Source organism: Gottfriedia sp. NPDC057991 (assembly GCF_042886615.1).
Taxonomy (GTDB): Bacteria; Bacillota; Bacilli; order Bacillales; family Bacillaceae_G; genus Gottfriedia.
In genome coordinates this window covers 282,823-302,565 of the sequence record NZ_JBHVQN010000002.1, presented here as the reverse complement: position 1 = coordinate 302,565, position 19,743 = coordinate 282,823, and the positions used below count along the sequence as shown (strand labels likewise).

General features: G+C 36.2%; 20 protein-coding genes. 7 read left to right on the top strand and 13 right to left on the bottom strand.

All coding sequences use genetic code 11. The annotated features are described in order from the left end of the window. Nucleotides 1-31: 31 nt before the first annotated feature. The 3 genes from ACFVR2_RS09005 to ACFVR2_RS08995 form a co-directional block, all read right to left on the bottom strand. Nucleotides 32-1,210: a lipid-transfer protein gene (locus ACFVR2_RS09005; RefSeq protein ID WP_387360919.1), complete on the bottom strand. Its 1,179-nt coding sequence runs from the start codon at nucleotides 1,208-1,210 to the stop codon at nucleotides 32-34. Nucleotides 1,211-1,299: 89 nt separating this feature from the next. Beyond that, nucleotides 1,300-2,481 carry a CaiB/BaiF CoA transferase family protein gene (locus tag ACFVR2_RS09000; RefSeq protein ID WP_387360917.1) on the bottom strand — a complete coding sequence of 394 codons (1,182 nt, stop codon included), beginning with the start codon at nucleotides 2,479-2,481 and terminating at the stop codon, nucleotides 1,300-1,302. A 72-nt stretch (nucleotides 2,482-2,553) separates the two neighbouring features. Continuing rightward, a complete protein-coding gene (locus ACFVR2_RS08995) occupies nucleotides 2,554-3,324 on the bottom strand; it encodes a 3-hydroxyacyl-CoA dehydrogenase (RefSeq protein WP_387360915.1) in 771 nt (256 codons plus the stop codon). A gap of 341 nt (nucleotides 3,325-3,665) precedes the next feature. Here ACFVR2_RS08995 and ACFVR2_RS08990 point away from each other — a divergent pair, with 341 nt between their 5' ends. Both ACFVR2_RS08990 and ACFVR2_RS08985 read left to right on the top strand, forming a co-directional pair. Then, nucleotides 3,666-4,616, top strand: coding sequence for a LysR family transcriptional regulator (locus tag ACFVR2_RS08990; protein ID WP_387360913.1), 951 nt, complete (start codon nucleotides 3,666-3,668; stop codon nucleotides 4,614-4,616). A 119-nt stretch (nucleotides 4,617-4,735) separates the two neighbouring features. After that, on the top strand, nucleotides 4,736-5,620 hold the full coding sequence (locus tag ACFVR2_RS08985; RefSeq protein ID WP_387360911.1) for a spore germination protein: 885 nt from the start codon (nucleotides 4,736-4,738) through the stop codon (nucleotides 5,618-5,620). A gap of 240 nt (nucleotides 5,621-5,860) precedes the next feature. Here ACFVR2_RS08985 and ACFVR2_RS08980 read toward each other — a convergent pair whose 3' ends face one another. From ACFVR2_RS08980 to ACFVR2_RS08960, 5 genes are all read right to left on the bottom strand, one after another. After that, nucleotides 5,861-6,625 (bottom strand): ABC transporter permease, encoded by a 765-nt coding sequence (locus ACFVR2_RS08980; protein ID WP_387360909.1) that lies wholly within the window; start codon nucleotides 6,623-6,625, stop codon nucleotides 5,861-5,863. A gap of 2 nt (nucleotides 6,626-6,627) precedes the next feature. After that, a complete protein-coding gene (locus tag ACFVR2_RS08975; RefSeq protein WP_387360907.1) occupies nucleotides 6,628-7,386 on the bottom strand; it encodes an ABC transporter ATP-binding protein in 759 nt (252 codons plus the stop codon). Between the two features lie 81 nt (nucleotides 7,387-7,467). Then, entirely contained in the window at nucleotides 7,468-7,812 is a 345-nt protein-coding gene (locus ACFVR2_RS08970) for a DUF1048 domain-containing protein (protein WP_387360905.1), read from the bottom strand. A gap of 18 nt (nucleotides 7,813-7,830) precedes the next feature. Further along, nucleotides 7,831-8,208, bottom strand: coding sequence for a DUF1048 domain-containing protein (locus ACFVR2_RS08965; protein ID WP_387360903.1), 378 nt, complete (start codon nucleotides 8,206-8,208; stop codon nucleotides 7,831-7,833). A gap of 1 nt (nucleotide 8,209) precedes the next feature. Then, nucleotides 8,210-8,533, bottom strand: a complete 324-nt coding sequence (locus ACFVR2_RS08960; protein WP_387360901.1) for a PadR family transcriptional regulator — start codon at nucleotides 8,531-8,533, stop codon at nucleotides 8,210-8,212. Nucleotides 8,534-9,154: 621 nt separating this feature from the next. Between ACFVR2_RS08960 and ACFVR2_RS08955 the strand changes: the two genes are divergently transcribed. From ACFVR2_RS08955 to ACFVR2_RS08945, 3 genes are all read left to right on the top strand, one after another. Beyond that, nucleotides 9,155-9,313 carry a hypothetical protein gene (locus ACFVR2_RS08955; protein WP_156339709.1) on the top strand — a complete coding sequence of 53 codons (159 nt, stop codon included), beginning with the start codon at nucleotides 9,155-9,157 and terminating at the stop codon, nucleotides 9,311-9,313. 295 nt (nucleotides 9,314-9,608) lie between these two features. After that, nucleotides 9,609-9,872 carry an ArsR/SmtB family transcription factor gene (locus ACFVR2_RS08950; RefSeq protein WP_335473489.1) on the top strand — a complete coding sequence of 88 codons (264 nt, stop codon included), beginning with the start codon at nucleotides 9,609-9,611 and terminating at the stop codon, nucleotides 9,870-9,872. 21 nt (nucleotides 9,873-9,893) lie between these two features. Further along, the gene (locus ACFVR2_RS08945) at nucleotides 9,894-10,847 is read left to right on the top strand and encodes a cation diffusion facilitator family transporter (protein WP_387360898.1); all 954 of its coding nucleotides are present in this window, start codon (nucleotides 9,894-9,896) and stop codon (nucleotides 10,845-10,847) included. 544 nt (nucleotides 10,848-11,391) lie between these two features. Here ACFVR2_RS08945 and ACFVR2_RS08940 read toward each other — a convergent pair. Next, entirely contained in the window at nucleotides 11,392-12,228 is an 837-nt protein-coding gene (locus ACFVR2_RS08940) for an alpha/beta fold hydrolase (protein WP_387360896.1), read from the bottom strand. Nucleotides 12,229-12,506: 278 nt separating this feature from the next. On the opposite strand from ACFVR2_RS08940, the gene ACFVR2_RS08935 reads away from it, so the two are divergent. Together ACFVR2_RS08935 and ycaC are read left to right on the top strand one after the other, a co-directional pair. After that, on the top strand, nucleotides 12,507-13,064 hold the full coding sequence (locus tag ACFVR2_RS08935; RefSeq protein WP_387360894.1) for an NADPH-dependent FMN reductase: 558 nt from the start codon (nucleotides 12,507-12,509) through the stop codon (nucleotides 13,062-13,064). A gap of 107 nt (nucleotides 13,065-13,171) precedes the next feature. Continuing rightward, a complete protein-coding gene (gene ycaC, locus ACFVR2_RS08930) occupies nucleotides 13,172-13,816 on the top strand; it encodes an isochorismate family cysteine hydrolase YcaC (protein ID WP_387360892.1) in 645 nt (214 codons plus the stop codon). 326 nt (nucleotides 13,817-14,142) lie between these two features. On the opposite strand, the gene ACFVR2_RS08925 is transcribed toward ycaC, so the two are convergent. The 4 genes from ACFVR2_RS08925 to ACFVR2_RS08910 form a co-directional block, all read right to left on the bottom strand. After that, nucleotides 14,143-14,850 (bottom strand): response regulator, encoded by a 708-nt coding sequence (locus tag ACFVR2_RS08925; RefSeq protein WP_387360890.1) that lies wholly within the window; start codon nucleotides 14,848-14,850, stop codon nucleotides 14,143-14,145. Next, entirely contained in the window at nucleotides 14,847-16,448 is a 1,602-nt protein-coding gene (gene dcuS / locus ACFVR2_RS08920) for a DcuS/MalK family sensor histidine kinase (protein ID WP_387360888.1), read from the bottom strand. The genes ACFVR2_RS08925 and dcuS overlap by 4 nt, the downstream gene beginning before the upstream one ends. A 276-nt stretch (nucleotides 16,449-16,724) precedes the next feature. After that, nucleotides 16,725-18,422, bottom strand: a complete 1,698-nt coding sequence (locus ACFVR2_RS08915) for an NAD-dependent malic enzyme (RefSeq protein ID WP_387360886.1) — start codon at nucleotides 18,420-18,422, stop codon at nucleotides 16,725-16,727. Nucleotides 18,423-18,643: 221 nt separating this feature from the next. Further along, the gene (locus ACFVR2_RS08910) at nucleotides 18,644-19,612 is read right to left on the bottom strand and encodes a 2-keto-3-deoxygluconate permease (protein ID WP_387360884.1); all 969 of its coding nucleotides are present in this window, start codon (nucleotides 19,610-19,612) and stop codon (nucleotides 18,644-18,646) included. Nucleotides 19,613-19,743 lie beyond the last annotated feature (131 nt).

Here is a 19,743-nt window from a genome sequence, read left to right as displayed (position 1 = left end):
AAGCTAAGTGTCGATTCTAATCTTGTTTTTATTAGTTGATCTTATACATTGAAACGACAACAGCTCCACCTAGACCTAAGTTATGTTGTAATGCAATTCTTGCATTTTCAACTTGTCTTTTTTCTGCTTGACCGCGTAATTGCCAAACAAGTTCTGTGCATTGTGCTAATCCAGTAGCTCCAAGCGGATGACCTTTTGACATTAAACCACCTGAAGGGTTAACAACATATTTACCGCCATACGTATTATCGCCATTATTAATAAAAGTCTCTGCTTCTCCTTCACCGCATAAACCAAGTCCTTCGTATGTAATGACCTCGTTTGGTGTAAAGCAGTCATGTAATTCAACAACATCCACATCCTCAGGCCCAATCCCTGCTTTTTCGTATAATTCTTTTGCGGCTCTTTGAGTCATTTCAGCACCAACTACATTCAATACATTTTCATATGTTGCCTCTGTATCTGTCGCCAACACTTGTGAAACAATCTCTACCGCATTTTTAATTCCATGTTTTTTGGCAAATTCATCAGTGCAAACAATTGCAGCTGCAGCACCACATGACGGTGGGCATGCCATGAATCTCGTTAAATAAGGTGGACAAATAACTTGTGAGTTTAAAACTTCCTCTACAGTTAAAGGCTTATCGAAAATTGAATAAGGGTTATTAATTGCATGATTACGAGTTTTTACAGCAACTTTTGCAAAAATATCAGGATTTGCACCATATTTTTCAATATAAGCAGTAGCTGCCTCTCCAAAAAACTTAATTGCCCCATTTGGAACACTACTATTTGTTAGCTCATCTAAACGGTCATTAAATGTTTTCAGAGGAGAAGTACGATCATCCCATTTCTCTGATAAGGCACCTGGTTGCATCTCTTCAAAACCAAATGCAAGTGCACAGTCAATTGCACCTGATTCTACAGCTTGTCGAGCTAGATAGAGTGCAGTCGAACCAGACGAACAGTTATTGTTTACATTGATGACAGGAATTCCTGTCATTCCAACTTTATAAAGCGCTGCTTGGCCGCACGTACTGTCTCCATATACATAACCAGCAAATGCTTGTTTAATTTCTCTAAAATCAATACCAGCATCTTGAATCGCATTTCGGATTGCTTTAGAAGCCATCATTTCATAAGGTTCATTTTTTCCTGGCTTCATAAACTTAACCATTCCTACACCGATAATTTTCGCGTTTTTGCTCATGTTTACTTCATTCCCCTTTCATTTAAATGCCTTTTTCAAACTAGGAAACGCTTTCATTTATTTTTAATTGACTATTGAACAATTTTAATTTACCTAATTACTCTTTGATTTCTTAACTCTTCAATTTTCTCTGATGAATACCCATGTTCTGCTAAAATGCAATTTGTATGTTGGCCAGATTTTGGTGCAAGTTCACGAATAGTTCCAGGCGTTTCTGACATTTTAATAGGTGGCGAGATAAGCTTTACTTCACCTAACTCTGGATCATTGAATGTTTGAAACAATTCTCTTTCAATAATTTGCGGATCACTTTCTAAATCTTCAAATGAATTCAAGGGTGAAACGCAAGCTTCAACATTTGAAAACACTTCGACCCATTCTTTTTGAGTCTTGGTTGAGATAATTGCTTGAATCTCAACTTTCATTTGATCCTGAATTTGAATAGGAGCATACTGTTTTTGTATCAAATCTTCTCTTTCAATCACTCTACAAAATTCTTTCCAAAACTTAGGTTCAACCGCTCCAACGGAAAGAAAACGCCCATCTTTTGTTTCATATACTTCGTAAAATGCATTTTTACCAGATAACTGAAGCTCACCACGTTTTGATGGAATATTTGCGGTTAAATAATCTGGCAGATTAAGTTGTAACCATGAAAGAGCACCATCCATCATTGAGATGTCAATAAATTGGCCTTTTCCAGATCGTTCTCTCTCAAAAAGAGCCATTAATATCCCAACAGTAGCTAATAATGCGCCGCCTCCAAGATCAGCAATTGGAACGGGTGGAACAGTCGGTTTTCTATTTCGTTCACCAAAAAGCTCAAGTAATCCCGCGTAACTAATATAGTTCAAATCATGACCTGGCTGCTTAGCATATGGACCAGTTTGACCATACCCTGTTACTGCACAATAAATAAGTGATGGGTTAATTTTCTTTAATTCTTCATAACCAACCCCAAGCTTATCCATTACCCCTGGTCGAAATGATTCTACAACAACGTCTACTTTTTCAACCAATTTCAAAAATATAGCCTTACCTTGTTCACTTTTTAAATCTAAACAAATACTTTTTTTGTTACGATTAAGTGAATGAAAAAACGCGCTATCCTCACCTACTTTAGGTTCACCCGCTCTTGCATAATCACCTAAATTTGTATCTTCTATTTTTATTACTTCAGCCCCATAGTCAGCTAAAAGCATCGTGCAATATGGACCAGGCAATAAACGCGTTAAGTCTAATACTCGTAGAGAATTTAATGCTGAAGACATTTTATTTCCTCCGACTTTGCAAATTATTGAATCTACAACATGAGACCTTTATCTATCTAACTATTAAAAAATTTATTTAGGTTGCATACGGATAGCACCGTCTAGACGAATTACTTCACCATTTAACATAGGGTTTTCAATGATAGACTGAGTTAATTTTGCAAATTCGCTTGGTTGACCTAGTCGTTTGGGGAATGGAACCATTTCTCCGAGTGCAATTCTTACATGTTCAGGAGCTGTTTCAAGAAGTGGTGTATCAAACAATCCAGGAGCAATTGTCATCACACGAATTCCGTGATTAGCTAAATCTCTTGCAATTGGTAGAGTCATTCCAGCGATCGCGGCTTTAGAAGCACTATATGCTGCCTGGCCCATTTGACCTTCAAAAGCTGCAACCGAAGCTGTATTGATAATGACGCCTCTTTCTCCATCCTTATTCATTTCGTTTTGTGCCATTTTTTCAGCAGCTAAACGAATTACATTAAACGTACCAATTAAATTAACCTGAATAACCTTTGTAAAAGCTGCTAATGGAAACGGACCATATTTACTTATTGTTTTAATGGCATTACCTATTCCTGCGCAGTTTACCAAAGCGTTAACTTTACCAAATTGTTCAACAGATTTATTTAAAGCCTCTTGAACTTCTGACTCATCCGTTACATTTGTCTTAACAAAAAGTACATTTTCTTCTCCAAGTGATTGAACAAGCTTATTACCTAACTCATCATTAAGATCAATGATGACAGCTTTCCCACCATTTTCGATTACATTTTTTACAGTAGCCTCTCCAAGTCCAGATGCTCCACCGGTAACAACCACAACACTGTTCTTTAAATCCATTTTTCATCTCTCCTTCACTAATCAATGTAAAAATGTTTATAGGATAAAGCACTAATAAAAGTGTACTTACCTACTAATTAAATGGTAAATTTAAATATAGATACTATTCAAAAATCGTATTCTATTAAATAATAGTAAGTGATTGGTAGAATAAACGAATTCACTCAATCAGTCTCTCGAATAATTATCAGAATACTTTTAATTATCGTAACTTTAAGTTATTCTATAGTAAATTAATGGTTTTGAATGGTACTTTAAGCTAGAGTTAATTCACGAAAATATCCGGTATTTTTATAGCTGAAATGGACATTTCTACATAAATTTCTACTAGAGGTGAAACCATGCGGATCGAACAACTACAATATATTGTCGAAATAGCAAAAACTGGCTCAATCACAAATACTTCTGAACAACTACATCTATCAGCCCCAGGTATAAGTCAATCAATTAAAGGATTAGAAGAAGAACTTGGTGTAAAAGTATTTGATCGTTCCAGAACTGGATTACTTCCAACTGAAATAGGAAAAGAAATTATTACATTGGCACAAGAAGTATTAAACAAAATGGAGGAAATGAAAGAAGTTGCCAATCATCATATCTCCTCTATAGAAGGCAATCTTTCTATTGCAGTAATTAATACACTATGTAGAAGCATAGTTCCACAGACGCTTGCTAGTTTCAAAAATAAGTATCCTGGAATAAGTGTGAAAATAAATGAGTTTTCTGCGAACAGTCTCGCAAAGAAAAGCGTTTTAAATGGAGATGCAGATATTGCCTTACTAGCTCTTCCCCCAAAATTTAATGAAGAAAATAAACTATTAATTACCAATCATGTTCTAGATAGCCAGTTGCAAGTTTGTTTTAGTAAAAATTCCGAGCTTGCAAAACGAACAACCGTCAATATTAAAGACATTGTCCATTTACCAATCGCTGCATATAGTAATAATTCAGAAACAATTGATTACTTTAATTCATTTTCAAAGTTTGGAAAACTTAATATTTTGTTCCATTCAAATAGTCCTGAAACAAGAAATTATTTTATATCACAGGGCCTAGCAATTGGTTTTGATTGTGCATTAGCTACTAAATTTGATCATAGTGTTAAAAATGGTAATATTTTAGCAGTCCCTTTAGTTGGACTAGAGTCGAATGTATCAAAGCTTTCCTTTTTTTGTATTCACTTAAAAAGTCAACACCTCTCTTTTGCAGCAAAAGAGTTTTTAAAGGAAGTCCAAAATCAATCAAACAATCTTGAAGAAGATTCGATCAATAAAAGCCTAATCAAAAATTAATTTTTGATCAGGCTTTTATTTTATTTTTTGAGGTTTTCAATCCAATTAGTTTGTTTATTTTTATGTGGTTAGGTAATAACTGTTTTTATACTTTTTTATGGGGAATTAGGAGAGATTATATGGACCAACTTCAGTCATCAACTTTATCGATTAGCTTACATAAAAATATCAAGCTGATTAAAGATAGTTTTCATCAAACATCTGATCTAAAAATCCGTCCATTTACAATGAATGATGAAGTTTTAAGAAACGCTGCGATACTGTATATTGACGGATTTACAGACACGAAAAACTTGCAAGAATATATACTAACTCCACTGTTGAATATTCATCACATAGAAAGTATTGAAGCAGTCGTTACACGTAATATATCTATTATCGATGTAACCGTTGCGACTAACTGTGATGAAATCAAAGTGGGTCTATCAAAGGGTAAAGCTCTTGTTTTAATGGATGGCTTTTCGGAAGGAATTTTAGCGGATTCAGCCGATTGGAAAATGCGATCACTAACTGAACCCGATACTCAACGATCATCTCTTGGACCGTTAGTTGGATTTAACGAACAACTAACCGTAAATGTGAATCTTCTTCGGAATATCGTACAAACTCCTGATTTTACTGTAGAAACTTTTACAATTGGAAATAAGTCGAAAACGAATGTTTCAATTATGTATATAGATGAATTTGTTGATCAGAATGTTCTTGAAGAAACCCGAAAAAAAGTAACTTCTATTAATGTTACCTATCTACTAGAAGCCCGTGTAATAGAAGATGCGCTTGAAGAAAAGAAAGTTCTTTTTCCTCTTGTATTTACATCTGAGAGACCTGATAGTACAGTTTTTGCTTTTTTAAAGGCTGGTGATGTGATTGTTACCCACGATGGTGTGAAACACTGGCATGGTGCTGCAAAGGATAGTTGGTTTGAACATATTGCAATAACTGCAGGTACACCAGAGTGGTTGGAATCTGTTTCAGACGAGGAATATGAAACTTTAACTAAGTAAATTTTATAAACTAGCGCAAAAAATAACCTGTATTACAGAAGGATTTTTAAAAATAGTCTATCGTCTAAATACTTTTTCTTCAATTTTAATATATTGTAATATGCATTTATTTTTTTACCAAATTTTACCTTTTCGAAAGAGAAACTAAGGTTTCTCTTTTTTTTATTTAATCTCTTTGAAAAATAATAACCAAGAAAAAAGTACAGACTGAAAGATTTCCCCAACCTGTACTTCGTCAATTTATTTCATTCGTTTTTTATATACCTTCATCGAAATCACATAAAACAATATCCCAATTCCCACTAACCATAGCACTGCTGTTACAATCGCACCATAATCCGGCTGCCCAGCTAAAAGGGAACGCACACTTTCGGCGATTGGTGTCATTGGTTGGTTTTCTGCAAAAGCTCGAAGCTTGCTACCCATATTATTCGTAGGGACAAATGCAGAACTTACAAACATTAAGCCCATTAGCAGATAAGAGAACACGCTCGCACCTTCATACGATTTTGACATTAGTCCGCATGCTACTGCAATCCAAGTGAAAGAAAGTACGGTAAGCAGGATCATACCAGCTGCTAATAGCCACTCCACAAAATTAGCGTGAGGACGGAATCCCATGATAAAAGAAATGAGAATCACTGCAGCAACTGATAATAAATTTAATAGTAAAGTTGAGATGACATGCCCTCCCAATATCGAGGATTTGGCGATTGGCATGGAATGGAATCGATCAAAAATCCCTCTAGTCATGTCTGTGTTCACTCGAACGGCTGTATAGGAAATCCCCATTCCAATACACATAAGCAACACACCTGGAACGATAAAATTCACATAATCTACTTTATCCATTGTCATGGCACTACCAAAAATATAGACAAAAGCAAGCATAAGCATAATCGGCATGAGAATCGTTGTAATAATTGTGTCAATACTTCGTAGTGAATGCTTCATCACCCGACTGCTCATTGTAATGGTATCGCTGAAAAAATGGTTTCCACTCATTACTATTCTCCTTTCTTTCCCGTAACAGCGAGGAAAATTTCCTCAAGGTTCGGCTGTTTTTCCACGTATTCCACTTTTTTAGGTGGCAGAATTGCTTTTAATTCGGTCATTGTTCCTTGTACGAGAATTTTTCCTTCATGTAAAATCGCAATGCGATCAGCTAGTTGTTCGGCTTCTTCTAAATATTGGGTAGTGAGAAAAACGGTAATACCAGTTTTCGCCATATCACGAATCACTTCCCACAAAGCTAAGCGTGCTTCAGGGTCAAGTCCAACAGAAGGTTCATCAAGAAAAACCAGTTCCGGTGAACCAAGTACAGTCATTGCTAAATCCAATCGACGTTTCATACCGCCTGAATAAGTAGCAAGAGCTCGATCACCAGCTTCGACTAAATCAAAACGGCGTAGACTTTCTTCAACAGCTTCTTTCCGATTAGGCAAATGGCGAAGTTTTGCTACTAGATCGAGATTTTCACGCCCTGTCAAAATATCATCTACTGCAACGTTTTGTCCGGTTAGACTGATTTTCTCACGTACTTGTTGTGGGTTTGTTTGAAGGTTGACATTACAAACTTCAATTTCCCCCTTATCTGCTTGCAATAGTGTAGTCAAAATTTTAATAATAGTTGTTTTACCGGCACCATTTGACCCAAGTAAAGCGAAGACACTGCCTTTTTTAACTTCAAAATCTACACCTTTGAGAACTTCAATTTCTTTGAAGGATTTTTTCAGCCCTTTCACTGAAATTGCTGTATTGCTCATAATCATTTCCCTCCCATATATAAAGTTGAAGGCGCGTTTCACTGCGTCGTAGCGCCTGCAACTTTTTTGTATATATCACGCTTATTTTTTCTTACCCACACGATCTAAAATGCTTTTGTTCAAATTATTGCGTAACTTATCATCCCATCTTTTCGCTTGATCGGTAAGTCCATTAGCGAATGCTGTCAAGTCTTCACCTGTCACTTCCAATACGTCTTTGCCATCTGCCGCACCTTCTTCAAACAAATCAATGAGATCATATTGGATTCTCAGCATATCCATGCCACTTCCAGAGGCGAACCTCCACATATTGTTGCAGATTGTTTTGTAGGCCTCTGAGTAGTTTTTTGGCAAAGCTTCCACACGCGCCATCATTTCTTTGTATTCTTTTTTGTCATCAAGTATCTTTTTGATAAAATTTATCATGATATTTAGCCCCCTACGTTATTTTTTATTCGTCCATATTTTTACTTGCTGTTCAACTCTACTCTCAATGTCTTTTTTCAAATCTACTTGCCCTCCAAATATACTCGTTGATTCTCCATCTAGTTTTGAGAGAGCCATCAATTCGTCAGCAAATGCCGCCACGTCTTCACCAGTAACATCTAGCACATGCTTGCCTTCTGCTGAACTAGCTTCAAACAGTTCATATAAATTGATGATTTCTTCACCAAACCCATAACCGAAATTCCACATGTATTTTTGTATCTTTTTAAACACAAAAGCGTAATCGTTTGGTAGAGAATTTACTTTTTTCATAAATACTTTATATTCTTTCTTGCTTTCTAAATCGCCAATGATTAACTCTATAAATTTCTTCATATTACTTCTCCCCTTTTAGACTATTTATTTTTGATGAAACAAAATCCCATTTTTTCCAAAATTGCTGTAATTCCTCAAGTCCAGCTTCAGTTAATGAATAAAACTTTCGAGGTGGACCCATTTCAGATCGTTTTTTCTCAATATTTACTAATTCTTTCTTTTCGAGCCTTATCAAAATTGTGTAGACAGTACCTTCGACAACCTCTGTAAAACCTAGATCATTAAGGAGACGAGTAATCTCATAGCCGTAAGTATCACCTCGACTAATGATTTCTAGCACACAACCTTCTAACGAACCTTTGAGCATTTCTGTTAAATTTTCCATAACTTACACCTCCTCTATTCGTTGGTTAAATTAGTTATCGGTCTATATTGAATAGATAAAACCGTTTTTCAAGCTATTTAGTAATACATATATTCAGTATCACTTAGTACTGGTAAAAAAAATATCCAAATAGCCAATAGATCAAGGATTTCATATGATAATTTTTTCATGAACTCTTTTCAGCTATCTAGCGTGACTGATATTCAGTGTTACTTAGTAATAGTATATTGTATTACTAAGTAGAGAAAATGTGAACCGTTTTATAAAAAAAATTTTATAACATTTTCAACTATTTAGTATTACAGATATTCAGTATCACTTAGTACCATTACATAGTAACACTAAGTAGTGCTAATTATCAAGTTGTTAACAAAAAAATTAAAGTTGTTTTGTTTTACCAATTAAAGTGAATGGTAATGTAAACGAATCAACGAGGTATTTATTAACTAACTCCTTACATGGCGTATATCGAAATGTTTGCAACTTCTTACATATTATTGAAGATAGGGCTTTGCAAAAGTAATCCACCGTTTGAATACAGGCTCAATGAGAGGGCATTCTAACTATTGTTGAAATTTAAGTATTAAAATTTCAATAACACATAATAGGAGGAAAATACTTATGACACAACATCAGCATTCCCATAAAACAGGTGAACCAGTTATGGAAACAGGTCATTATATTGACGCAGATGGCGAACATATTGAATTAAAAGCAGGACAAACATTCCCAAATTGTCCTTCATCTGGGCATCCAACAAGTTGGAAACACGAGCAATAATATATTATAAAAAGATAGCATTAATTTGCTATCTTTTTTATCTGGACAGAAATAATCAACTGTACTTTTGATATAAAGGATTATTCTTCTTGGTATAAAATTTTGTGGAGATCACAAAAATAGAATTGGAAAAACAATTGACTTATATGAATATATGTTCATATAATAATGTTATATATATGAATAGATACTCATATATACATGTGTATAATTTGACAGAAAAATGGAGGAACTCTCTTTGACGAATGAAAATACTCAACCATGCGAACAACTTCTAGATGAAGAAACAGTGTTCATGGTATCTCAAACATTTAAAGCTTTAAGTGACCCAACTAGAATACGGATCTTAAATTTATTATGTACGAAAGAACATTCCGTAAATGAGATAGCAGACATTTTAGATTTGGGTCAATCAACAGTTTCACATCAATTGAGATTTTTAAAAAATTTACGATTAGTCAAGTTTAGACGTGAAGGTACTACACTCTTTTATTCACATGACGATGACCACATTATGAATTTATTAAAACAGTCAATTGAGCATGCTACACATACTTAATGTCATTTTTAAATAGGGGGAATGAAAGTGGGACATAATCATGATCATACTCACACCCATAGTACAAATAAAAAAGTATTACTAATTTCATTTATCATTATTACAGGGTATATGATTATTGAAGCAATTGGCGGTTATATAACGAATAGTCTTGCACTAATATCGGATGCTGGTCATATGTTAAGTGATTCAATCTCACTAGCAATCGCTTTAGTCGCATTTAAATTAGGTGAAAAAGCCGCAAGCAAAAGTAAAACATTTGGTTATAAGCGATTCGAAATACTTGCAGCTGTATTAAATGGTGTCACGTTAATTTTGATTGCACTCTATATTTTTTATGAGTCGATTAAGCGATTCACAAATCCACCTGAAATAGCGTCAACTGATATGCTAATAATCAGTGTAATTGGTTTATTAGTCAATATTCTGGTGGCTTGGATTATGATGCGTGGTGCAGACACCAAAAAAAATATAAATATGCGTGGTGCTTATTTACATGTCTTAAGTGATATGCTTGGTTCAGTTGGTGCGATTATTGCTGCACTACTAATGATTTTCTTTGGTTGGGGCTGGGCAGATCCGTTGGCGAGCGTGATTGTTGCTACTTTAGTATTGAGAAGTGGCTATTATGTCACAAAAGCTTCTATTCATGTGTTGATGGAAGGAACACCAAAAGAAGTCAATCTAAACGAAGTAATTCAACTAATAGAAAAAACAGATGGGATTGAAAGTGTACATGATTTACATCTTTGGACGATTACAAGTGGTTTAAATGCCCTTTCTTGTCACGCTGTGGTGGATGACCAATTAACAATTGAAGAAAGCGAAATTATTTTACGTAAAATTGAACATGACCTTGAACATAAAGGCATTATGCATGTCACAATTCAATTAGAAACTGCTGCTCATAAACACGATAATTCAATCCTTTGTCAAATAAAGAATGAACCATCTGCTCATCACCATCATCATTAATCCATTTTTGCATTAGGAGTCATCGTTCATGATAATACTTATATTAAATAGTCCATCGAATCATTTAGATTCTCTGGACTATTTTTATTATTAATCAGATAATGTTGTACAATAAAAAACATCTTGATTTAGGGGGTTAAATGTCGAGGACATAAAATCACCCGAATAATAGCCCCTTATTTTAAGTGTCTATTATTCGGGTAACATTTCACTATAGAGTAGACTTTTTTTAAGTGTCTATTCTATAGGGTACATTTTAAATTTTAACAGTCCTTTAACGATTTTATTGAACTAAAGCATGCGTTAACATGATAAAGAATTACTTATTTAAAGCACTATTCGTTTTTTATGTTTATGTATTTTTTACTATCCTATCAACCGTTTTTTCAACCTACCCATGGCCTGTATCATTATTTTGGTTGGGCACGCCAAGTTCATTCGTTCAAATCCATTGCCTTCTTTTCCAAATTCATAAACTTCGTCAAAGAATAATTCAGATTCAATCAAAAACCTGCTTGTTTTCGTTTATATAAAACTATTCCAATTAGTCTTTTAAAAATGTTAGTAACGCTTCATTAAATTCTTTTGGATGAGTTGCGTTTAATCCATGCGGACCACCCTTTATTAGAGCGAGCTTACTACCAGGAATGGAATTATATGTACGTTTTCCACTTAACTCAAAAGGTACGATTGCATCAGAGTCACCGTGAATAATAAGAGTAGGTATATTGAACTTTTCCAAGTCCTTTCTAAAATCAGTCTTACTAAAGGCCGTTATACAATCGAGCGTTCCCTTAGGTGAGGCACTAGCCGCAATATCCCGATTATATAAACGGAATGGCTCACTAACTAAGTCTGTTTGATTACCCGCCGCGAAAAATCCCTTCGTAAATTTGTCAAGAAATGTAAGACGGTCATTTATCACGCCACTTTTGAATTCTTCAATTGTTGAATCATCTAATGCTCCTTCAGGATGATCCTCTGATTTGTATAAATAAGGAGGAACTGCTCCAGCAAAAACAGCCTTTTCAACACGATTTGTTCCATACGTACTAATATATCGAGCTACCTCACCTCCACCCATAGAAAAACCTACAAGTGTAACATTTTGAAGATCTAAATGTTCTAACAGTTTATGTAAATCAGAAGCAAATGTATCATATTCATATCCTTTCCACGGCTGAGATGATTTTCCAAAGCCTCGACGATCATATGTTATGACTCTGTAACCTGCTTCAATAAGAGCTGGCACCTGATATTCCCAAGAGCGTCCACTTAAAGGCCAACCATGTATTAAGACGACAGGTTTCCCTGAACCATGGTCCTCATAATAAAGTTCAATTGGAGCATGATTTTCATTACCTACAGTAAATTTTGCCATATAAATTTCCTCCCATGAATTTTCATTATTAAACCTATATTCTTGCTGCCCTGATCAAAAAAACTCTTTACTCCGAAACATTTAAAATATTTTTTTGCAAAATGTTTATAGGAATATTATATTCTCTACTATTAAAATTGTAAAATTATTCCAAAACTTTAAATCAACTAATTTATTAGATTGCCATTTAAATAGTCTGAATATTAGGTATAAAGCCACTTTTTCCATTTTGGAATATTATGGTAAAATTGGGATAATTTTAATAAGGGAGGGTATATATGACTAAGACAATCGGTCTTATTTGTGGTAGTTTACGAAAAAACTCTTATAATCGAATCATTGCTCAATCATTAACAGAGATGGCTGATTCCCATCAATTTCGTTGGATCGAGATTAATGAGCTACCTTTATTCAATGAAGACTTAGAAACAAGTGTTCCAGAAGCAGTGACAGCATTTAAATCTGCTATCCAGGACGTTGACGGTATCATTATTGTAAGTCCAGAGTACAATTCTGGAATTCCAGGCGTACTAAAGAATGCATTGGACTGGGCATCAAGACCTCGGGAATCCGCTGTTCTTAGTAGAAAACCGGTTGGTTTAATTGGTGCAACTCCTGGGGGATTAGGTACTGTTTATGCTCAAATACAAATCAGAGAAATACTAGAGGCTATGCAAGCTCATGTTCTTCCATTTCAAAAAATGCTGATTTCACAAGTACATGAAAAGATTGATTCTGATCATAAAGTGCTTACTGACGAAAAAACAAAACGTTATCTTCATCGTTATTTACAACAATTTATAAATTGGATAGATAAAACGCCTGTTTTTGATTAATTAACCTTATTTCTTTCTGATTTTTGAGAAACTGATTGTAACAAACGAAGAAGTTTATAATAACATTCCAATTTCTTCGATTACTTAATTTTTAGGAGGAATACATAATGTCTGATCTCTATTCTCGTATTAATAAAGATGATGCTGTCGTTCTTTTAGTGGATCATCAAACTGGTCTTATGGCTGGACTAGTTCGTGATTATAGTGTTGATGAATTCAAAAACAATGTTTTGGCTCTTGCACACACGGCTAAGTTTTTTGATTTACCAGTTATTTTAACAACAAGCTTTGAAACCGGACCTAATGGACCATTAATGCAAGAATTAGTTGATCTTTTTCCTAATGCGCCAAAAATAGCTCGTCCTGGACAAATTAACGCATGGGATAATGATGATTTTGTAAAAGCAATCGAAGAAACTGGAAAAAAACAACTTATTATCGCGGGCGTAGTGACTGATGTTTGCGTTGCTTTCCCAGCACTTTCCGCTATAAAAGCTGGGTATGAAGTATTTGCTGTTACTGATGCTTCAGGAACTTTTAGCAAACAAGTTGCAGATGCCGCAAATACGCGTATGGCACATAGTGGCGTGCAACTGTTGAACTGGTTTAGCGTAGCGTGCGAATTACAACGCGATTGGCGCAACGATGTCGAAGGTTTTGGCAATTTGCTTGCTAGTAATCTTCCAGGCTATCAAAATATAATTGGAAGCTATATGGCAGCTCAGCGAAATCTGAGTAAACAAAACGCATGAATTTAGCGCTGATTTAATCAGCGCTCTTTTTAAATTAGAAGTAAAGCTCATCTGACGTTTGCATTCCAAAACAATGTATTGGAATCTATAAAAACCATCTTTAACGAAGAAAACTCCCTTCTAGTAAAAAGAGATTGTCCAAAAAGTAGGCTAGTTCACGGATGAGACAACTCTCTCGTAGCTAAAATCACGGTTAATCTGTAAAATGGTAGCGTAGGCATAAGCACCCACGCTACTATTTTCTATTTAATCTATTTGCTATTTCTTAAGCAATTTATTAATAAGTGAGAACCACCGGCTTCTAAACTCACTTTTGGTTAAACCACTTACAGAAAATTTTTTATTAAGTACTCTTTAATTTGGTTATATTCATGCTGGTAAACAGGTCTTCCGATGGTCCCATATATAACTTTGACATCAAGGATTCCTAAATCCTTTAAGAAGTTCAGATACTTTCTCGCTGAGACCCTTGAAATGCCCACAACATTTGCCACTTCTTCGGTGGAAAATGGCACCTCCTTCAATTCCTGAATTGCTTCCCATACTTGCTTTAAGGTATCTTTAGTCAACCCTTTTGGGAGCTCTTCAACTATTGCAGCTTCATCTCTGTGAAAAAGATAATTATCAAGTTCTTGTTGGCTGACTGCTTCCAGTTTATCGGTAAACCGTGTCTTTTGCTGGTAGCTGACAAGAGCAGCATTGAACCTTTCAAATTCAAAAGGCTTTATTAAATAATCCACAACGCCGTACCTTAATGCCTTTTTGATTCGCTCTAGATCCGATGCTGCCGAAATAATGATTACATCAACTTCAAGTTCATTTTTCCGGAGGTACGTCAATAGATCTAACCCCTGTTTGCCCGGCATAAAAATATCCAGAAGTATAAGCTGTATATCTTCCTTTCCAAGCAAAAGGATAGCATCATCAACTGAATTGGCTACTGTAGTCAAACGGAAACCACCAATCTTAGAAAGGTATCGTTTATTGATTTCCGCCACCATAGGGTCATCTTCAACAATCATTACATTGATCATGCCTTTTCATCCTCTGCTTTATAAGGTATATACACCGCAAAATTCGTTCCCTTTCCCGGCTTAGAAGAAATAATTAGGTCCCCTTCTAGTCTTTCAATACTCTGAGCTAAAAGATATAGTCCGACCCCGCGGTTATCTCCTTTCGTCGAGAAGCCTTTATCGAATATTTTATTTTGCATTGCATTCGTCATTCCCATACCTGTATCCTTCACTTCGATTGTTAAAATATCTTCTGCGTAATCAAGCTTTAAGTCAACTTTTTTGACAGGACTGTTCGCTATCGCTTCCATTGCATTATCGACGAGATTTCCAATAATCGTTATCAGTTCTTGGCTGATTTCCGGGTTCACAGGCTGGGGAATCTTATTGGAGCAATCAAATGATAGTGATGCACCTGATTCTCTTGCAAAGCTTAGCTTGCCAATCAAAAATCCAGCTAGAACCGGATCCTGGACATTCTTGGTTACAAAACCCATTTCCATTTCCCGGTGGTTAACCGTTTCACTCACATAGTTCGCAAGTGTATCGTATTGTTCGGTACGGACAAGGCCAAGAATAACATGCATCTTATTCATGAATTCATGGGCATGGGCACGGAGGGCATCCGCATAATTGCGCACACCTGTGAGCTGTTCGGCCAATAACTGAACTTCCGTTTTATCACGGAATGTAGCAATTGCTCCAACTGGTTGATTATCCACCACTACCGGTACCCTGTTTACCAAAATAGTAACCCCATGCAAATCCTGTTCCTGATCAACCTCAGTTTCTCCAGACTGCAAAATTCGGGTTAAGCGGGTCTCAGGCAAATAATCTTCTATTTTGAGTCCCTTTGGATTTCCTTCTAGGCCGGCTTTTTTAAAAAGCTTTTGGGCAGCCCTGTTTACAAGGGTAATTTTTCCTTCTTGGTCAATGGCTATAATTCCCTCACGCACCGACTGAAGCATGGAACTCCGCTCTTCAAGCAGCTTGGCAATAGCGAACGGCTCAAGGCCCAATAGGATTTTTTTGATAAACCTGGCCAAGCCCACCGCACCGGTTACCCCGATTAATATTCCGATTATTGTTCCAATCAGCATCCCCATCCGGCCTTTATGTACAGCCTTCGTTACGTTTTCCAAAGAAATCCCTACAGCAACAGCGCCGATTTGTTTTCCTTTTGAATTCTTTATTGGTGTAAAAGCCCGCATGGAAGGGCCGAGAATCCCCTTTGAGATAGATACATACTCTTTCCCTCGAAGGACTGGCCCTTCATCTCCTCCCCTGAATCTCTTTCCCACTTCACTTGGATCCGGATGGGAAAGCCGGATTCCTTTCATATCCATGACGACAACGAAGTTAACATGCGTTAAATCTTTTATTTGATTAGCAAAAACTTCTACTTCTGTCGAATTTGTCTTACCCTCAAGAGACCCAATTACTTGCGGGCTAAGAGAAACTATCTTTGCAATATTGAGTACCTTTTCTTTCTGTGTCTCTTCCACACTGGAGGTAATTCTCTTACTGATTAGCAAATCGGTTATACCTAGTGACAAAGCAACAACAAGGCATACAAAAATAATAATGATGGCTTGTAAACTAAATCTGCCCTTTTTCATAATCTCCTCCAGGTTATCTGCTTAATTATAGTATGAATAAGGTTTATCCATTACATACTAAGAGACCGCATAGCTCTCTTAAAAGAGCTTTGCAGTCTCTATATTGAATCAACTTATTAGTAAAATTTCACCTGCCACGATTTGGTTAAGCAAGGTATGGTAAAGAAATAAAGATGGAGTCAACATAAAACTATTGCTCCATCTTTATTTTTCATCCAATATTTAGGCTCTGTTTTATTATGAAGGACTAACTGTTATTAGCTTTCTCCGTGACTTCTATACTTCTAAAGCTACACTCTTAATTTCTTTATACTCAGGTTTCCACATAGCATCATCAATCGCATTTTCAACATCTTGAATATCTATTTTTGCAATTCCTTCGTGTATTGCAGCATAGGCTACTTCAATGGCTACGTATTTTGAGACTTCATGTAGCTTTTCAATGGATGGCAGAAGGGATGCCCCAGCTTTGCTGGTGTCAGTCATACTTGCAACAGCATAGGCAGCTGCTGCAAACATCCCTTTTGAGATCACTTCAGCTTTTGCAACAATCGCTCCCAATCCTAGGCCTGGGAAGACAAATGCGTTATTTGACTGTCCAATTTCATAGGAAACACCTTTGTATTCTACATTGGCAAACGGGCTGCCTGTTGCAATTAGAGCCCTGCCATCGGTCCACTTAATCAGATTTTCCGGCACTGCTTCAGTCAATACAGTAGGGTTGGACATAGGCAAAATGATGGGGCGCTCAACGTGCTTGGCCATTTCTTTAATAATTTCTTCAGTGAACGCGCCGGCTTGTCCAGAAGTACCAATCAGGATTGTTGGCTTCACCCTTTGAACTACTTCCATTAATGAAATGATCCCTTCCTCGTCCTTATCCCAGACCTTAACTTCATCAACCTTTCTCGCATAAGGCTTCTGGAAGTGCAGAACATCTAGTGTTTCATCTGTTAGTAGACCTCGATAGTCTACAGCCCAGAAACGATCAAAGGCTTCTTCTCTTGTTGATCCTTCTAGAACCATGGCATCTGCCATTTGGTCTGCGTTACCGATGCCGGCAGCCCCTGGTCCAAAGACAACAATGCGCTGGTCCTTCAGGGATTCTCCTTTTACTTTCAAAGCAGACATAATAGCAGCAAGAGTAACAGCACCTGTCCCCTGGATGTCATCATTGAAGGTAAGGATTTTGTCACCATATTTGTCCAAGATTTTTCGCGCATTTACGTTGCCAAGGTCCTCCCAGTGAATAAGAACCTCTGGAAAGAACTTTCTTGCAGTTTGAACGAATAAATCAATGAATTGATCATAACGATCACCTCGGACACGTGCGAATTTGTTGCCGATATACATAGGATCTGCAATCAAAGCCTGATTGTTCGTGCCAACATCCAACACGATTGGTAGAACACGGTTTGGATCAATACCAGCTGCAGCCGTGTACACGGCAAGTTTGCCAATCGCAATATTAATACCGCCTACCCCTTGGTCCCCAATACCAAGAATGCTTTCAGAGTCGGTCACGACGATTAAATCAATACCATTTTTTGGCTTTCCAAGATTATAAAATGCCTTTTCAATACCCTCAGGATTATCAATGGAAAGATATAAGCCATCTGGACGACGGTATCTATGGGAGTATGACTGGATTGCATCGCCGACAGTAGGAGTGTAGATGATTGGGAGCATTTCTGCCAGATGTTCTTTCAAAAGACGGTAAAACAAGACAACATTACGGTTATATAAATCATAAAGCAGCCCGTTTTTGAACAGATTGGTCGTCCGCATCGAATATTGTTCATAGACCCTATTAACTTGTTCAGCAAGGGTGATTACTTTTGGCGGTAACAGACCTTCAAGTCCAAGTTCTTCTCTTTCCTCTTTCGTAAAAGCTGTTCCTTTATTCAAAAAAGGATTGGAGAGAACTTCTTTTCCTTTTATTGTAGTTATAATAATATTCTCAGGTACATTCATGGTGTTTCCTTCCTTCTATCTTAAAATGGCTATTCCTACGGCAACCATGTTAATAAAATTTTCCTTATCCGACTATTTTTTTAACTTAATAACCCTTTTTTGTAACTAAAAAAAGCAGTAAGTGAAACCGCTGACTGCTTTATCTTTAATTCATTTTTCAAATTGGCTTCAAGGCTTCGGAAGCATGTTGGCCAGGATAACAGTAGATTTTTACTTTATTGTCAAGATGCCCTTGCAATTGATTTATTAGCTTTTTTCTTTTCGGACATTTTAAATACGTAATTAACAATAATAGGACAGACTATTGCAGATATTACACATGCTGCTGCAACTTGCGCAGTAGCTCCTGGTGCTATTGCAGCCAAGGTTGGATCTGCTGCTGCAACAACAGCTGGTGTAGCTACAGCATTCCCTGCAGTTGACCCTGTTGCTAAACCAACGATAGGATTTTCTTTAAATAACTTTAAAAGTACGTAAGCTCCTATTCCAGTGAATGCTGCTATTAATCCTAGTAATATGCCAGGACCTCCCGCTTTTATAATAGTTGAAAAATTCATTCCAGCACCTAATGGGAATGAGAAGAATGGGATTAATAATAATTTACTGCTTCCAAGGAACTTTCTCATATCAGAATCAATATTTCCTAAAATCATTCCTATTACGATTGGAATTAATACTCCTATAAGTGTTTGAAAAGGAATTGAGGCAAGGCCAGATGCACCTAATGCAACTAATGTGAAAAATGGACCATCTTTTAAAGAAAATAAAGCATATGCGCCTACATCGGTTTCGTCACCATATGATGAAGCAAGAGATGCATATAATCCACCATTTGCATTTAATAACGCTGCTAGGATCGCTAATGGTGATAATCCTAATATTCCGGCAGGTCCAAAAATCATTGCTACAGTTAAACCTATACCTGCACCCACTATAAATTTTCCTGTTAATAATATTGCACCTTTTTTTAATGCTTTTGGTGCTAATTTGAAATTAATTTGTGAACCAATTAAAAACATAAAACATGCCAAAATGGTAGATGATGCTTCTTTACTAAATAATGCTGTTGTAAAACTTCCAATTTGTAAAAATTGCGGGAAAAAGGTATTCGTTAATACTCCTAAAAAAAGTGGAACAACCATCATACCACCTGGAATTTTATCAAGCGTTTTCTTAATTGGAATTTGCATTTTTAACCCTCCTAAAATAGTTTTATAATCTTGAATGAATCTATTATTTTACCAATTGTTCAAACAATTGCAGAAAGCGGTTCCATTTTTCTTGCATGATGTTCTATGTTTTAATCTCCCTTTGTTTGTTA

Excerpts from the sequence above, each read along its gene's own strand:
- ACFVR2_RS09005 (WP_387360919.1), bottom strand. The coding sequence starts at position 1,210 with ATGAGCAAAAACGCGAAAATTATCGGTGTAGGAATGGTTAAGTTTATG.
- ACFVR2_RS09000 (WP_387360917.1), bottom strand. The coding sequence starts at position 2,481 with ATGTCTTCAGCATTAAATTCTCTACGAGTATTAGACTTAACGCGTTTA.
- ACFVR2_RS08995 (WP_387360915.1), bottom strand. The coding sequence starts at position 3,324 with ATGGATTTAAAGAACAGTGTTGTGGTTGTTACCGGTGGAGCATCTGGA.
- ACFVR2_RS08990 (WP_387360913.1), top strand. The coding sequence starts at position 3,666 with ATGCGGATCGAACAACTACAATATATTGTCGAAATAGCAAAAACTGGC.
- ACFVR2_RS08985 (WP_387360911.1), top strand. The coding sequence starts at position 4,736 with ATGGACCAACTTCAGTCATCAACTTTATCGATTAGCTTACATAAAAAT.
- ACFVR2_RS08980 (WP_387360909.1), bottom strand. The coding sequence starts at position 6,625 with ATGAGTGGAAACCATTTTTTCAGCGATACCATTACAATGAGCAGTCGG.
- ACFVR2_RS08975 (WP_387360907.1), bottom strand. The coding sequence starts at position 7,386 with ATGAGCAATACAGCAATTTCAGTGAAAGGGCTGAAAAAATCCTTCAAA.
- ACFVR2_RS08970 (WP_387360905.1), bottom strand. The coding sequence starts at position 7,812 with ATGATAAATTTTATCAAAAAGATACTTGATGACAAAAAAGAATACAAA.
- ACFVR2_RS08965 (WP_387360903.1), bottom strand. The coding sequence starts at position 8,208 with ATGAAGAAATTTATAGAGTTAATCATTGGCGATTTAGAAAGCAAGAAA.
- ACFVR2_RS08960 (WP_387360901.1), bottom strand. The coding sequence starts at position 8,533 with ATGGAAAATTTAACAGAAATGCTCAAAGGTTCGTTAGAAGGTTGTGTG.
- ACFVR2_RS08955 (WP_156339709.1), top strand. The coding sequence starts at position 9,155 with ATGACACAACATCAGCATTCCCATAAAACAGGTGAACCAGTTATGGAA.
- ACFVR2_RS08950 (WP_335473489.1), top strand. The coding sequence starts at position 9,609 with ATGGTATCTCAAACATTTAAAGCTTTAAGTGACCCAACTAGAATACGG.
- ACFVR2_RS08945 (WP_387360898.1), top strand. The coding sequence starts at position 9,894 with ATGAAAGTGGGACATAATCATGATCATACTCACACCCATAGTACAAAT.
- ACFVR2_RS08940 (WP_387360896.1), bottom strand. The coding sequence starts at position 12,228 with ATGGCAAAATTTACTGTAGGTAATGAAAATCATGCTCCAATTGAACTT.
- ACFVR2_RS08935 (WP_387360894.1), top strand. The coding sequence starts at position 12,507 with ATGACTAAGACAATCGGTCTTATTTGTGGTAGTTTACGAAAAAACTCT.
- ycaC (WP_387360892.1), top strand. The coding sequence starts at position 13,172 with ATGTCTGATCTCTATTCTCGTATTAATAAAGATGATGCTGTCGTTCTT.
- ACFVR2_RS08925 (WP_387360890.1), bottom strand. The coding sequence starts at position 14,850 with ATGATCAATGTAATGATTGTTGAAGATGACCCTATGGTGGCGGAAATC.
- dcuS (WP_387360888.1), bottom strand. The coding sequence starts at position 16,448 with ATGAAAAAGGGCAGATTTAGTTTACAAGCCATCATTATTATTTTTGTA.
- ACFVR2_RS08915 (WP_387360886.1), bottom strand. The coding sequence starts at position 18,422 with ATGAATGTACCTGAGAATATTATTATAACTACAATAAAAGGAAAAGAA.
- ACFVR2_RS08910 (WP_387360884.1), bottom strand. The coding sequence starts at position 19,612 with ATGCAAATTCCAATTAAGAAAACGCTTGATAAAATTCCAGGTGGTATG.